This window comes from Actinomadura flavalba DSM 45200 (assembly GCF_000374305.1).
Classification (GTDB): Bacteria; Actinomycetota; Actinomycetes; order Streptosporangiales; family Streptosporangiaceae; genus Spirillospora; species Spirillospora flavalba.
Map to the genome: position 1 here is coordinate 481,439 of NZ_KB894093.1, position 13,813 is coordinate 495,251.

Consider the following 13,813-nt stretch of genomic DNA (forward strand, 5'->3'; position numbering starts at 1 on the left):
CGCCGTCGCGGCCCTAGGTGATCTCCAGCAGCTTTTCGCGGACGGCGTAGACGACCGCCTCCATCCGCGAGTGCAACTGGAGCTTCTCCAGGATGTTGCGGACGTGGTTCTTCACCGTGTTCTCGGAGATGAACAGCTCCCGGGCGATCTCCCGGTTGCCGAGGCCGCGCGCCACCAGGCGCAGGACCTCCATCTCCCGGTCGGTCAGCCGCGGCGCCGGGACCTGCTGCGTCCGCTCCTCGCTGCGCTTGGCCAGCGCCGCGAACTCGGTGATCAGCTTGGAGGCCATCGACGGGCTGATCAGGGACTGACCGCCGTGGACCGCCCGCACCGCCTGCGGGACCTCGTCGATCGAGATCTCCTTGAGCAGGTAGCCGCTGGCGCCCGCCTTGATCGCCTCGAAGAGGTCTTCCTCCTCGTCGCTGATCGTCAGCATGACGATCTTGGCGCTGGGGGCGGCGTCCTTGATGGCCGTGCACGCCTCGATGCCGCCGCGCCGGGGCATCCGCACGTCCATGAGGACGATGTCGGGCAGCAGGTCGCGGGACATCTCGACGGCCTCCTGGCCGTCGCCGCCCTCCCCGACGACCTCGATGTCGTCCTCGTCCTGGAGGACCATCTCCAAGCCGCGGCGGAAGAGGGCGTGGTCGTCGACGATGAGGACACGGATGGGGTCGGCCGGGCCGGGACCGTCCCGGCCGGCCGCGGGGGGCGCGGCCTGGCGGGGTACCGGCGCGGGACCGCGAGCCTGGTGTTTCTCGCTCACCTGAGTCGCGGCGCGGAGGAGACGCCGCTTCCCCCCTTCACTGTTCGTGATGTCGAGGTCCTGGGGAGGTTCCGCCGACGGGCGGACGGGCCGGAGACGGCGCCCCGCGAGGGACGCCGTCTCCGGCCCGGACCACCGTGTCCGCGGCCTTGCAGGAAACGCCTTTTTAGATCATGACACGCTTCGGGCGGTGACGTGACGCAAGTGCCGCATCACTCTTCGGCGCATCACTCCTCGACGAGGCGGATGACGCCGTAGTCCCAGCCGCGCCTGCGGTAGACGACGGACGGGCGGCCGGTCTCCTTGTCGCGGTAGAGGAAGAAGTCGTGGCCGACGAGCTCCATCTCGAACAGGGCCTGCTCGATGCCCATCGGCTCGGCGATGTGGTGCTTCTCGCGGACGACGACCGGGCCGTCGCCCTCCATCGGGATCGGGACGAGGTTCTCGGCGGTCCCGATCTCGGTCTCGGTCTCGGCGCGCTCCGCGGTGGCGACGTTCGCCGCCGCGCCGCCGATGGGCACCTGGAGCGCTTCGGGCAGTTCGGCGTCGGGGATGGTCTCCATGGTGGCCAGCTTCGCGCCGGCCTTGCCGTTGTGGTGGTGCTTGCGACGGTCGGCGCCGCGGCGCAGCCGTCCCTCCAGCTTGTCGAGCGCGAGGTCGAGCGCGACGTAGCGGTCCTCGGCGGCGGCCTCGGCCCGGATGACGGGACCGCGGGAGCGGATCGTCAGTTCGACGCGCTCGCGCTCGTCGGGGACACGCAGGTTCTGATCCTCGGACACCTCCACGTCAACGCGGATGACCTTCTGATCCAGCCGGCCGATCTTGCCGAGTTTGGTGTCGACGTGCCGCCGAAACCGCTCGTTGACCTCGGTGTGCCGGCCCCGCACGATGATGTCCACGTGGGACCCCCCTTCTCCCGGTTGCGATGTTGGTCCGCTCCGGGGCCCGGTACGCCCCGGAAGGACGCCACAGCTCGGTGGGTCGCACCCGCCCGGCCGACCTGGTCTTCGTCCCCACATTCGCCTGCTGAGGGGCTCGCGGCGCTCTCGCCACTACTGCCCTTCTCCCGCTACGAGCGATATCTGATCCCTCGGCGGGGCAGGACTTACTTCTAAGGCGCACCGTGATCGGTCGACGAGAAGTCGCCTTACGTGGGCCGTTTCGCCTGCGCCTGGCATCGGCTAGCCGGATCACCGTTCGTGCTCCTGACGAGCACGGCGATCCGACGCAACCACGGACCCGGGCGGGTGCCATGTCATGAACGCTAACCCTTAAATCCTCGAATGTCAGGGGGGTGACGCCGAGGAACTCGTCACGTTGTGTCATCATCCCCCTTTCCGTGCCCACCCTCTTCCACCCCAGCGCCCCTCCAAACCCCACCCCCACAAGACCTTCCGCCCCCACACCACCCCGCCCCCACCACCCAGCCACCCCCACCCACCGCAAAGAATCTCTACCGAACCCCACCAACCCCGTGACCCCGCCACCCCCTGTGGCCCCCGGCACCGCCCCATCACCAACGAATCCCGCAAGCCTCCGAACACCCCCCACGCCTCCCAACACCGCACCCTCACCACCCACCCACGCTCCTCACCACCCAGCCACCACGCCCCCTCCGGCCCCGCGCCCGCGGCACCACGCCTTTCTCCGGCCCCGCGCCCGCCTGCACGCGCGTCACCAGCGCGCCCTCTCACCGCGTCCGGTGCTGTCACCCCCAGCCACCACGGCCTCCTCCTCCCAGCGTCGGCCCGCTACCACGCTCATCTCTCGGTTCCGTGCTCGCCTTCGCGCGTCACCGGGCGCCGCGCCCGCCACCACGCTCTTCCCCGACCCCGACCCCGGCCCCGGCCCCGGCCCGGCCCCGGCCCGGGCCTGGGCCTGGGCCTGAGCTGGCCAGCGCGCGTTTCTCCGGCGGCGCGCGCGTCGCTGGCGCCTACCGGCCAACGCCCCCTCCGGTGCCGTGCTCGCCAGCGCGCGTTTTCGGCGTCGCGGTCCTGTGTTAGCCCGTCAGGTCTTCGCTAGGCCCGTCAGGTCTTCGGGGTGCGGGGGTGGCGGCGATGGTGGCGGTGGCTTGGACGGTGGCGCCTGCGTGGTGGAGGGCGCGGGTGGCTTCGGCGAGGGTGGCGCCGGTGGTGACGACGTCGTCTACGAGGACGACGCGCCAGCCCGGGAGTGGGAAGCGTGCCTCCAGCGCGCCGCGCAGGTTGGCGGCGCGGGCCGTGCGGCCGAGGCCCGCCTGATCGGCGACGGGGCGGGTCTGGCGTAACGCGTCGACGGCGAACACGTGCTCCCCCGCGCCACGCAACTCCTGCACCGCGACGCGGACGATCTCCCAGAGCGGGTCGTGGCCGCGCCGCCGGACGGCCCGACGGTGCGACGGTATCGGCACCACCACGACCCACCCGTCCGGCACCTCCGGCGCCGCCACCGTCCTCGCCCACCGCCATCGCGGCACCAGCTCCCGCGACGGCGGCCACCGCAGCCCCGCCCCCATCAACCGCTCCCCCGACTCCGCGCACCGCTCCCCCGATCCGCATGCGGCGCACCGATCGCAACCCCGCCGCTCCCTCAGCACCTCACCTCACGCAAACCCCACGCACGCCCCTCTTCGCCACCTCACGCACCACCTCACACCGCCACACACCGCCGCACGTCGCCACCTCACGCACCGCCCCCTCGCCAACTCACGCACCGCCACACGTCGCCACCTCAAGCAACCCAACGCACCGCTACACGTCGCCACCTCACGCAAACCCCACGCATCGCCGCACTTCGCCAGCTCACGCGATCCCTGTACCGACGCGCCCGTTCATGCCTGCGGCCCCTGCACCGACGTGTCCGCGTTCACCCATGCGGACCACCGCGCACACCGTCCCCGACCGGCGCGGCGCCGCTCTCGTTGGCCCGGCAGCGACCCGGCGCCGCGCGAGGTGCCCGGGAGATGGATGAGAGCACAGCGGGGGCGCTGGGGCGGGCTCAGGGGCGCGCAGGAGGGGTCAGGGAGGGAGGGCCGACCTGACGCCTGCCGCGAGAGCGTGGCCCAGCGGGATGGCGAGGGACGTGCGCGCCTGCTCCTTGTAGGCGTTGACGATGTCGCTGACGGGATGGTCGTAGGTCGCGACCGTCCAGAGGCGGGGCACGTCGCGGCGGTGGTCGGGCCGGGGCGGGAGCGTCAGCGGCATCGCGCAGGCGGAGCACAGGTCGGTGCCCGGCGCGCGGCAGCCCGCGCAGTGCCGGGGCAGAACGAGGTCGAAGGCTTCACGCAAGAGTTCCATGCCCTGATCGTCGCCCCCCGGCGACACCCCCGCCACCCGGCGCCGGAACCTGTGGATAACTTTTCTCGGCGGAGTCTCACGGCAGCTCGACCAGGGGGTCTGCAACCCTCCTGGGGACCCCCTTGATTAATTCTCCCGCGTCAAGGAGTGCCTGCGTGGCCGCCGCTGCAACCTGTGGATAACTTCCGCCGCATCGCGGCCTGCGGCTCAGCGGGCTCGGCGACGGCCGTGGCACCGGAAGCTGGCACGACGGCGGCGAAAAGCGGCTTGGGCGCCGACGGGGACGCGGGTCAGTGCGGGTAGGTCGGGTCTGAGCCGGGGATGGGGCAGATCCATTCGCTCAGGAGGTCGCGGGGGGCGCGTTGGCGGCAGACCTGGCCGCCGGAGCCGTTGTCGCGGGTGCCGATGAGGACGGGGGCGCCGGGGGCGGCGGCGATCGTGCGGGGGACGCCGAGGGCGCCCACGCCCAGGGAGCTGATCGCGCCGCCGCTGACGGGGATGAGGTAGGGCAGGACGCGGGTGTCGTTGCCCTTGCGGCCGAGCACGGCCAGCGTGCCGTAGTCGCGCCACGACAGGTCGATCGCGTCGACGAGTTCGGAGCTGACCGGCAGGAACGACCCGGCCTCGGTGCCGCCGCCCTTGTCGCGGACGATCCGGCCGAGCTGCACCTGCGCGCTGCCGTCGACGCGCGCGATGACGGCGGCGCGGGCGCCGTCGCGGGACAGCCGGAACGCGAGGATCTCGCGCCCGGCCAGGCCCCACTGCGAGACGCGGACGGGCGCCTGCCCGCGCGGCCGCATCCACAGCCAGGACCGGTCGCGCGACGTCTCGACGGTCCACAGGGTGCCGTCGCGGTCGAAGTGCGGGGCGGTGAAGCGGGTGCGGTCGTCGCGGCGGGTCAGCAGCGCGCGGACCTGCGCGCCGGTGGCGGTGAGCGGCCCGGCCAGCACGCGGTCGCCGGAGGAGCTGAGCCCGGCGACCTCCTGGAAGTCGCCGGAGACGGCGGGGCGGGCGAGCCGCTGCTCGCCGGAGTCGATCGGCTGGGGCTGGTCGCCCGCGAGCCGCGACAGGTGCCCGGACGACCCGACGACGTAGGCGGCCTGGTCGCCGCGGCCCTCGTCGGAGCCGGGGCCGTCGGGGGCGTTGGCCGACCACGACCGCACGGCCTGCACGGACCCGGAGCCGTTCGGTGTGACCGTCCGGCCGTCGATCTGGAGCTTCCACCGGCCGAGTTCGGAGAGCTGCCGCAGCGTCCAGGAGAGCTGAGCCGACATGCGCTCGGCGCTGCCGCCGCGCGCCTCGGCGGTGAGGTCGACGACGATGACGTCGTTCTCCAGCCCGATGCGCCGCAGCCGCGTCCCGGACGGGAACGCCGACTCGACGGCGGGGCCGAGCCACGACGTCGGGCCTTCGAGCAGCGCCCGGACGAGCTGCGCGGGCAGGTTCTGCCGGTTGACGAGCGGCAGGAACACGCCGTTGGGGACGAGCGCGGGCCGCCCGGCGGCGAAGAAGTACAGGTTGACGGTGCGGAAGGCGCGCTCGACGTCGCTCTTGCTGAGCAGCAGCCCGTTGTGCGCGGCGTCGGGCAGGCCGGTGATGCGCCAGGGCCCGCTGGCGGTCTTGGTCAGCTCGAAGGTGACCTCGACGGCGTCGGGGTCGGCGAGGTACTGGCCGTCGGCGCCGATGGACCCGAGCCGCGATCCGGACGCCCTGACGACGGCGCGTCCGGTGCCCTGCTCGGCGACCTCCAGCCGGGGCCGGTCGTCGAAGACCGTGACGGACGGGCGCGGCCCGGGGTTCCACGACGAGGCGCCGCCCGCCAGGTACTCGCGGGCGACCTTGTGCCCGTCGTCGAACCCGGCGGACGCGGCGAGGAACCCGGCGACGAGCTGCCCCGGCCCCCATTCGGCCTTGGGACGGACGGGGATGAGCCGGACGTAGGGGTCGTCGGCCTGTTCGGCGGACTCGGCGGGCCGTCCGCTGATGACGCGCCCGCCGCTAGGCACGGTGGCGCAGCCGGTGACGCCGAGGACGAGCAGCGCGACGGACGCCAGCAGGGAGCGGCGGCACCTCATTCGCTCACCTCCAGCTCGGCGAAGAGCGGACGCCCGCCGGCGCCCGGCGGGACGAGCGGCAGCGGCGATCCGCGCAGTTCGCTGCCCGCGACGCGCGGCAGCGACAGCCGGAACTGCGAGCCCGCGCCGGGTTCGCCCCACGCCTGGAGCCAGCCGCCGTGCAGTTGGGCGTCCTCGCGGGAGATGGACAGGCCGAGCCCGGTGCCGCCGGTGGTGCGGGCGCGGGCGGGGTCGGCGCGCCAGAACCGGTCGAAGACCATCTGGCCCTCGCCGGGCCGCAGCCCGACGCCGTGGTCGCGGACGGCGACGGCGACGGCGTCGCGGTCGGCGCCGACGGACACGACGATGTCCTCGCCCTCGCCGTGCTCGACGGCGTTGACGAGCAGGTTCCGCATGATCCGCTCGACGCGGCGGCGGTCGACCTCGGCCATGCAGGGTTCGCCGGGGAGCTGGAGCAGCACCTTGCTGCCCTTGCGCTCGGCGAGGTTCTGGATGTCGCCGACGGCGCGGAGCACGAGGTCGCGCATGTCGAGCGGGTCGGCGTCGAGGGTGGCGGCGCCGGCGTCGTGGCGGCTGATCTCCAGCAGGTCCGCGAGCAGCGACTCGAACCGTTCGAGCTGGCTTTGCAGCAGTTCGGCGGAGCGTCCGACGGCGGGGTCGTCGAAGGTGTCGCGGTGCTCGTAGAGCATGTCGGCGGCGATGCGGATGGTGGTGAGCGGGGTGCGCAGCTCGTGCGAGACGTCGGAGACGAACTGGCGCTGGACCTGGGAGAGGTCCTCCAGCTCCATGATCTTGTCCTGGAGGTTGGCGGCCATCTCGTTGAAGGAGCGGGCGAGGCGGGCGAGGTCGTCCTCGCCGCGCACGCGCATGCGCTCCTCCAGTTTGCCCGCCGACAGCCGCTGCGCGCCCTGGGCGGCGAGCCGGACGGGGATGACGACCTGCCGGGTGACGAGCGAGGCGATGGCGGCCAGCAGCAGGACCAGGACGACGCCGACGCCGGCGAGGGCGCGGCTGACGATGGTCAGGGTGTGCTGGTCCTGGGTGAGGGGGAACAGGTAGTACAGCTCGAACTGCCCGGTCTTGCCGCCGACGATGAGGCCGCGTTCGGAGGGGCGTCCGACGTAGGAGAGCTTGCCGAACGTGTAGGCGGTGGCGTCGGCGGGGCCGTCGCCCAGCTCCTGGCGGAGCCGCTGCGGGATCGACTCGACGCGCAGTTCGTTGGTGCTGTAGCCGTCGAAGGACGAGTCGCGGGTGTCGCGGATGTACACCTCGTACAGTCCGGACGGGCCGCTGCGCGCCTTGAGCCCGGCCATGACGTTGTCGAGGCGGCTGCCGTTGTCGGGCTGGCTGCCGAGGTCGCGCTGCACGAGGGACAGGCCCTCGTCGAGCTGGAGCCGGGCGGCCTTGACCTTGCCGTCCATCAGCGCGTTGGACATCTGCTGGGTGAGGAACGCGCCGAGGATGGCGACGACGATCGCCGAGATGCACAGCGTCGAGGTGACGACGCGCACCTGGATGGAGCGCCGCCACCGCGCGTAGCCGCCGCGGACGAGCCGGCGCAGCGCGGCGGGGACCGCGCCGGCCGCGCGCCGTGCCGCGTTCATCGGACCGTCATGGGCGGTTCACCGCCCGGCTCAGGCCGGGCCCGCCTTGTAGCCGACGCCGCGGACCGTCACCACGATCTCGGGGCGTTCCGGGTCTTTCTCGATCTTGGCGCGCAGCCGCTGGACGTGCACGTTGACCAGGCGGGTGTCGGCGGCGTGCCGGTAGCCCCAGACCTGTTCGAGCAGGACCTCGCGGGTGAACACCTGGCGCGGCTTGCGCGCGAGCGCGACCAGCAGGTCGAACTCCAGGGGTGTGAGCGGGATGTGGCGGTCGGCGCGCTTGACCGAGTGCCCGGCGACGTCGATGGTGATGTCGCCGATCTGGAGCGTCTCGGGGGCGGGCTCGTCGGTGCGGCGCAGCCGGGCGCGCACGCGGGCGACGAGTTCCTTCGGCTTGAACGGCTTGACGATGTAGTCGTCGGCGCCGGACTCCAGGCCGAGGACGACGTCCACGGTGTCGCTCTTGGCGGTGAGCATGACGATCGGCACGCCGGCCTCGGCGCGGATCTGCCGGCAGACGTCGATGCCGTCGGCGCCGGGGAGCATCAGGTCGAGCAGCACCAGGTCGGGCCGCGTCTCCCGGAACGCTTCGAGCGCCTTGTCGCCGTCGTGCACGAAGGAGGGCTCGAAGCCCTCGCCGCGCAGCACGATGCCGAGCATCTCGGCGAGTGCGAGGTCGTCGTCGACGACCAGTACACGTCCTCTCATGGCCCTCATCGTCACAAAGTTCGGGTTCTGCATGGAACGGGCACCTTGGGATGCCAGGTTACCCGCGCTTACCTGATACATGACTCTACGTGGTTCCGGGCCAACCTCGACCCGCCCGCCGATCGCGGCCTGAACGCGGGATTCTAGACACGGTCGCGCGGCGGCCACGAGTACTTGACCCGAAAACCGGCATCGGGCACATCGTGACCCACCGGACGCCATACGGCAATCGGGACGCCGCACGCGTGACAGGATGACCCTGCGACCCGGGCGCCCCAGGGGGAAGACACAGTGACCATGCCGCGAACGGACCGGCGGGACGACGATCCCGCCGCGCTGCTGCGCGGCGCCGTCCCGTTCCGCCCGGCGTCGGTCGCCGAGATCCTCGACAACGCGATCGCCGTCCTGCGCACGGCGCCCCGGCTGACGCTCGGCTTCGCCGTCCCGGCCGCCGCGGCCGTGCAGCTCGCCGCCGCCGTCGCCACGGCCCTGCTGCTGCGCGACGACGGCGAGGCCGCCACGGCGGTCCTGGAGTCGGCGGGGGCGCAGCTCGTCCTCAGCACGCTCACGGTGGTGCTGTCGGCGCTGGCGGTGCTGATCCTTGCGGGCTTGCTCGCGCCCGTGCTGGGCGGCGCGATGACGGGACGGCCGCGCCCGGCGTGGAGCGCGACCGTCCGCCGGACGCCCGCGCTGCTCGCCGTCGCGTCCGTCGTCGTGCTCGCGGCGCTGGCCGGGCTGCTGGTGCCCGCCGCGCCGTTCGTCGCCGCGCTGGTCGCGGAGAGCGAACCGCCGCTCATCGTGGCGTGCGGAATCCTCGGGGTGCCGCTCGGGCTCGCCGCGATGACCTGGCTGTACGTGCTGCTGGTGCAGGCCGTTCCGGCGCTGGTGCTGGAGCGGCGCGGCTTCGGCGCGGCGCTCGCCCGGGCGCGGACGCTGACGCGGCGCGGCTGGTGGCGCACCTTCGGCGCGCTGCTGCTGGCGTCGCTGCTCACCCTGTTCGTCGCGGTGTTCCTGCCGTTCCTGATCTCGCAGGTGGCGGGGGCGGCGGCCGATCCGCAGGACGGCGCGACGCGGATCGGCCTGGTCGTGGCGGCGCTGGTGCGGATCGTCGGCTGGTCGGTCGCGCTGCCGTTCGACGCCGCCGTCGTCGTCCTGCTCTACCTCGACCGCCGGATGCGCCGCGAGGGGTTCGACCTCGACCTGCGCACCCGCCCCGACGCCGACGACGTCGGCTTCTTCCGGCTCTGGCGGTTCGGCATCCCCGGGCGGGCTCCGTGACCGTCGACCCCATCGGCCGGGACGAGGCCGCCGAGCTGGCCCGCCGCGAGCTGGACAGGCCGCTCTACCACCAGGACGACCCGTCGTGGGCCGAGCGGACGTTCCGGCGCTTCTCCGAGTGGCTGGGCGACCTGATGCAGCGCGCGCAGGAGCCGGGCACGCCGTCGGACGGCAGCGGCTGGTTCTCGCTCGGCGTGGTCCTGGTCGTGCTCGCGATCGTCGTCGTGCTCGTCGTGTGGCTGCTGCGCGGGCGCCGCAACGTCCGGTCCGAGCGGGACGCCCTGCTCGACGCCGGACGCGCCGCGACCGCCGTCGACCACCGCGTCGAGGCCGAGCGGCACGCCGCCGCCGGACGCTGGCGGGACGCGATCCGCGAACGGCTCCGCGCCCTCGCCCGCGACCTGGAGGAACGCGCGATCGTGGAACCGCGGCCCGGCCGCACCGCCGACGAGCTGGCCACCGAGGCGGGCGCGGCGCTGCCCGACCTGGCCGCGCCGCTGCGCGCGGGCGTCCGGGTCTTCGACGACGTCTGGTACGGCGACCGTCCCGGCAGCGCCGAGCACTACGCGCAGCTCAAGGCGCTGGACGAACGCGTGCAGAAGACGCGCCCCAAGCGGCTGGAGGCCGCCGGGGACGTCCCGTCCGGTGGGAGCGGCCGATGGTGACCGGGGCCGTGCCGACCGCGCGCGACGTCGCGGGCCGCCGGTTCCGCGCGGCGCGGGGCGTCGTGGCGTTCCTGCTCGTCGCGCTGATCGCCGCGCTCGCGCTGGCGGCGCTGCGCCCGGCGGCCTCGCCGCAGCGGCTCGACCCGGCGTCGGCCTCGCAGCAGGGCGCGCGGGCGCTCGCACAGCTCCTCGCGCAGCGCGGGACGCCGCCGTCGGTGCGGCGGTCGGCGCGGGACGCCGCGCAGCACAGCACGTCCGACACCGTCCTCGTCGTGACCCGCACCGACCGCCTCACCGGCGCCGACCTCGACCTGCTGCGCACGGCGCCCGGCGACGTGCTGCTCGTCGAGCCCGGGCAGCGGGTCCTGACCGCGCTGGCGCCCGGCGTGGAGGAGGCGCGCGGCGCCTACCGCGACGCCGTCGAGCCCGGCTGCGCCGTCCCGGCCGCGCAGCTCGCGGGGCGCGTCGGGTTCCAGAGCGGCGCGACGTACACGGTGCCGTCCGGCGCCACCGGCTGCTACCGCGAGGAGGAGGCGGCGCGGCTCGTGCAGCTCCCCGTCGGCGGGCGCACGGTGACGGTCCTCGGCAGCGGCGCCCCGCTCACCAACGAGTACCTGGCCGACCAGGGCAACGCGGCGCTGGCGCTCAACCTGATCGGCGCGCGGTCCGCCGTCGTGTGGCTCGTCCCCGACCTGCCCGCGCCCGGCGCCGACGACGGCGACCAGGGCCTTCTCGACCTCGTGCCGCCGGGGGTCACGCTGTTCGCGCTGCAACTCGTCGTCGCGGTCGTGCTGGTGGCGCTGTGGCGGGGGCGCCGGTTCGGGCCCGTCGTGACCGAGCCGCTGCCCGTCGTCGTCCGGTCCGCCGAGACCGCCGAGGGCCGCGCCCGCCTCTACCGCGCGCACCACGCGCGCGGCACCGCCGCCGACGCGCTCCGCGCCGGGACGCGGGCGCGCCTCATGCCGCTGCTCGGCCTGCCCCGCTCCGCCGCCGACGATCCCCGCTTCTCCGTGGAGGTCGTCGCGGCCGTCGCCGCGCGCACCACCCTCGACCAGGGCACCGCGGGCTTCGCCCTGTACGGTCCCGAACCGGCCGGCGACGCCGCGCTCGTCGCGCTCTCCGACCTCCTGAACGACCTGGAAAGGCAGGTACGCCAGTCGTGAACCATCCCGTCGACCTCGACAAGGACGACGTCCCCGGGGCCGCGTCCGGCGCGCGCTCCGCGCTGACGGCGCTGCGCGGCGAGGTCGCCAAGACCGTCGTCGGGCAGGAGCCCGTGGTGACCGGCCTCGTCATCGCGCTGCTGTGCCGGGGGCACGTCCTGCTGGAGGGCGTGCCCGGCACCGCCAAGACGCTGCTGATCAAGACGCTGGCGCGGGCGCTCGACCTGGAGTTCAAGCGCGTCCAGTTCACACCCGACCTGATGCCGGGCGACGTCACCGGCTCGCTCGTCTACGACAACCGCACGTCGGAGTTCGAGTTCCGGCGGGGGCCCGTCTTCACGAACCTGCTCCTGGCCGACGAGATCAACCGGACGCCGCCCAAGACGCAGGCGTCGCTGCTGGAGGCGATGGAGGAGCGGCAGGTGTCGGTCGACGGCACCGCGCGGGCGCTGCCCGAGCCGTTCGTGGTGTGCGCGACGCAGAACCCCGTCGAGTACGAGGGCACCTATCCGCTGCCCGAGGCGCAGCTCGACCGGTTCCTGCTCAAGCTCAACGTGCCCGTCCCGGGACGCGACGACGAGATCTCCATGCTCCAGCGGCACGCCGCCGGGTTCGACCCGCGCGACCTGTCGGAGGTGCGGCCCGTCGCCGGGCCCGGCGACCTCGCGCAGGGCCACGAGCAGGTCCGCACCGTGCACGTCGACGCCAAGATCGCCGCCTACGTCGTCGACCTGTGCCGCGCCACGCGGCAGTCGCCGTCGCTGGCGCTCGGGGTGTCGCCGCGCGGCGCGACCGCGCTGCTGGCGACGTCGCGGGCGTGGGCGTGGATGTCGGGACGCGACTACGTCTCCCCCGACGACGTCAAGGCCCTCGCCCGGCCGACGCTGCGGCACCGCGTCCAGCTCCGGCCCGAGGCCGAACTGGAGGGCGCCACGGCCGACGGCGTCCTGGACGGCATCCTGGCCCACGTCCCCGCGCCCCGCTGATGGCGCTCACCGGGCGGCTGGGCCTGCTGGCGCTGCTGGCCGCCGCGCTGCCGCTGCTGCTGCCGAGCGGGCTGACGCTCCTGCTCGTCTGGGGCGCGCTGCTGCTCGGGGTCGCCGTCGACCTGGCGTTCGCCGGGAACGTCCGGGCGCTGGCGCTGCACCGGTCCGGCGACACACGGGTCCGGCTCGGTGAGTCCGCGACGGTCGTGCTGACCGTCGAGAACACCGGGCGGCGGCGCGTCCGCGCGCTACTGCGGGACGCGTGGCCGCCGAGCGCGGGCGCCGCGCCGCGCCTCACCCGCGTCGACGTCCCGGCCGGGGAGCGGCGCCGCGTCGAGATCACGCTGACGCCGACGCGGCGCGGCGACCGGGAGGCCGTCGCGGTCGTCGTCCGGTCGCGGGGGCCGCTCGGGCTCGCGGCGCGGCAACTGTCGCGTCCGGCGCCGTGGCGGGTGCGGGTGCTGCCCGCGTTCCCGTCGCGGCGGCACCTGCCCGCCAAGCTGGCGCGGCTGCGGCAGATGACCGGGTCCAACGTCGCGCTGGTGCGCGGGCAGGGCACCGAGTTCGACTCGCTGCGCGAGTACGTCGCGGGCGACGACGTGCGGTCGATCGACTGGCGGGCCACGGCGCGGCGCGGCGACGTCGTCGTGCGGACGTGGCGTCCCGAACGCGACCGGCGCATCTACCTCGTCCTGGACACCGGCCGCACCTCGGCGGGGCGCGTCGGGGACGTGCCCCGGCTGGACTGCTCGATGGACGCGGCGCTACTGCTCGGCGCGCTGGCGTCCCGGGCGGGCGACCGCGTCGACCTGCTCGCCTACGACCGTCGCGTCCGGGCCCGGGTCGAGGGGTCGTCGCGGACCGACCTGCTGACGTCGATGGTCGAGGCGATGGCGCCGCTGGAGCCCGAGCTGATCGAGTCGGACGCGGCCGGGATGGTGTCGGCGCTGCTGTCGCGCGTCCGGCAGCGGTGCCTGGTGGTGCTGCTGACGGAACTCAACCCGGCGGCGATCGAGGAGGGGCTGCTGCCGCTGCTGCCCCGACTGACGGCGCGGCACCTCGTCCTTGTCGCGGCCGTCACCGACCCGCGCCTCACCGAGATGGCCGCCGCCCGCGACGACCTCGTCGGCGTCTACGACGCGGCCGCCGCCGAACGCGCCCGCGCCGACCGCACCCGCCTCACCGCCGAACTCCGCGCCTTCGGCGTCGAGGTCGTCGACGCACCCCCGTCCGACCTGGCCCCGGCCCTCGCCGACGCCTACCTCACCCTCAAGGCGGCGGGCCGCCTCTGAG

The 13,813-nt window shown here is 74.1% G+C and carries 12 protein-coding genes; 5 read left to right on the top strand and 7 right to left on the bottom strand.

Annotation, left to right across the window (positions count from 1 at the left end):
- Window positions 1-13: 13 nt before the first annotated feature.
- The 7 genes from C229_RS0102135 to mtrA form a co-directional block, all read right to left on the bottom strand.
- Window positions 14-766 carry a response regulator transcription factor gene (locus C229_RS0102135; protein WP_018653429.1) on the bottom strand — a complete coding sequence of 251 codons (753 nt, stop codon included), beginning with the start codon at window positions 764-766 and terminating at the stop codon, window positions 14-16.
- Window positions 767-993: 227 nt separating this feature from the next.
- On the bottom strand, window positions 994-1,665 hold the full coding sequence (hpf, locus tag C229_RS0102140; protein WP_018653430.1) for a ribosome hibernation-promoting factor, HPF/YfiA family: 672 nt from the start codon (window positions 1,663-1,665) through the stop codon (window positions 994-996).
- A gap of 1,100 nt (window positions 1,666-2,765) precedes the next feature.
- Window positions 2,766-3,260: a ComF family protein gene (locus tag C229_RS32240; protein WP_081639698.1), complete on the bottom strand. Its 495-nt coding sequence runs from the start codon at window positions 3,258-3,260 to the stop codon at window positions 2,766-2,768.
- Between the two features lie 502 nt (window positions 3,261-3,762).
- Window positions 3,763-4,041: a ComF family protein gene (locus C229_RS0102150; RefSeq protein WP_018653431.1), complete on the bottom strand. Its 279-nt coding sequence runs from the start codon at window positions 4,039-4,041 to the stop codon at window positions 3,763-3,765.
- A 290-nt stretch (window positions 4,042-4,331) separates the two neighbouring features.
- The gene (locus C229_RS0102155) at window positions 4,332-6,116 is read right to left on the bottom strand and encodes an LpqB family beta-propeller domain-containing protein (protein ID WP_018653432.1); all 1,785 of its coding nucleotides are present in this window, start codon (window positions 6,114-6,116) and stop codon (window positions 4,332-4,334) included.
- A complete protein-coding gene (gene mtrB, locus C229_RS0102160; RefSeq protein WP_018653433.1) occupies window positions 6,113-7,720 on the bottom strand; it encodes an MtrAB system histidine kinase MtrB in 1,608 nt (535 codons plus the stop codon). Before mtrB ends, C229_RS0102155 begins: the two co-directional genes overlap by 4 nt.
- A gap of 30 nt (window positions 7,721-7,750) precedes the next feature.
- Window positions 7,751-8,428 carry an MtrAB system response regulator MtrA gene (gene mtrA / locus C229_RS0102165; RefSeq protein WP_018653434.1) on the bottom strand — a complete coding sequence of 226 codons (678 nt, stop codon included), beginning with the start codon at window positions 8,426-8,428 and terminating at the stop codon, window positions 7,751-7,753.
- Window positions 8,429-8,725: 297 nt separating this feature from the next.
- Between mtrA and C229_RS0102170 the strand changes: the two genes are divergently transcribed.
- Genes C229_RS0102170 through C229_RS0102190 form a run of 5 tightly spaced genes read left to right on the top strand, consistent with a single transcriptional unit; the run spans window position 8,726 to window position 13,812 of the window.
- Entirely contained in the window at window positions 8,726-9,706 is a 981-nt protein-coding gene (locus tag C229_RS0102170) for a hypothetical protein (RefSeq protein WP_033423894.1), read from the top strand.
- Window positions 9,703-10,371 carry a DUF4129 domain-containing protein gene (locus C229_RS0102175; RefSeq protein WP_018653436.1) on the top strand — a complete coding sequence of 223 codons (669 nt, stop codon included), beginning with the start codon at window positions 9,703-9,705 and terminating at the stop codon, window positions 10,369-10,371. The genes C229_RS0102170 and C229_RS0102175 overlap by 4 nt, the downstream gene beginning before the upstream one ends.
- Entirely contained in the window at window positions 10,365-11,534 is a 1,170-nt protein-coding gene (locus tag C229_RS0102180; RefSeq protein WP_018653437.1) for a DUF4350 domain-containing protein, read from the top strand. Before C229_RS0102175 ends, C229_RS0102180 begins: the two co-directional genes overlap by 7 nt.
- Entirely contained in the window at window positions 11,531-12,520 is a 990-nt protein-coding gene (locus C229_RS0102185; protein ID WP_018653438.1) for an AAA family ATPase, read from the top strand. The genes C229_RS0102180 and C229_RS0102185 overlap by 4 nt, the downstream gene beginning before the upstream one ends.
- Window positions 12,520-13,812 carry a DUF58 domain-containing protein gene (locus tag C229_RS0102190; RefSeq protein WP_018653439.1) on the top strand — a complete coding sequence of 431 codons (1,293 nt, stop codon included), beginning with the start codon at window positions 12,520-12,522 and terminating at the stop codon, window positions 13,810-13,812. Before C229_RS0102185 ends, C229_RS0102190 begins: the two co-directional genes overlap by 1 nt.
- Window position 13,813: the final 1 nt, after the last annotated feature.

Bases quoted from the DNA above. Each gene is read 5' to 3' on its own strand.
- C229_RS32240 (WP_081639698.1), bottom strand. From the start codon at position 3,260: ATGGGGGCGGGGCTGCGGTGGCCGCCGTCGCGGGAGCTGGTGCCGCGA.
- C229_RS0102150 (WP_018653431.1), bottom strand. From the start codon at position 4,041: ATGGAACTCTTGCGTGAAGCCTTCGACCTCGTTCTGCCCCGGCACTGC.
- C229_RS0102155 (WP_018653432.1), bottom strand. From the start codon at position 6,116: ATGAGGTGCCGCCGCTCCCTGCTGGCGTCCGTCGCGCTGCTCGTCCTC.
- mtrB (WP_018653433.1), bottom strand. From the start codon at position 7,720: ATGAACGCGGCACGGCGCGCGGCCGGCGCGGTCCCCGCCGCGCTGCGC.
- mtrA (WP_018653434.1), bottom strand. From the start codon at position 8,428: ATGAGAGGACGTGTACTGGTCGTCGACGACGACCTCGCACTCGCCGAG.
- C229_RS0102170 (WP_033423894.1), top strand. From the start codon at position 8,726: ATGCCGCGAACGGACCGGCGGGACGACGATCCCGCCGCGCTGCTGCGC.
- C229_RS0102180 (WP_018653437.1), top strand. From the start codon at position 10,365: ATGGTGACCGGGGCCGTGCCGACCGCGCGCGACGTCGCGGGCCGCCGG.
- C229_RS0102190 (WP_018653439.1), top strand. From the start codon at position 12,520: ATGGCGCTCACCGGGCGGCTGGGCCTGCTGGCGCTGCTGGCCGCCGCG.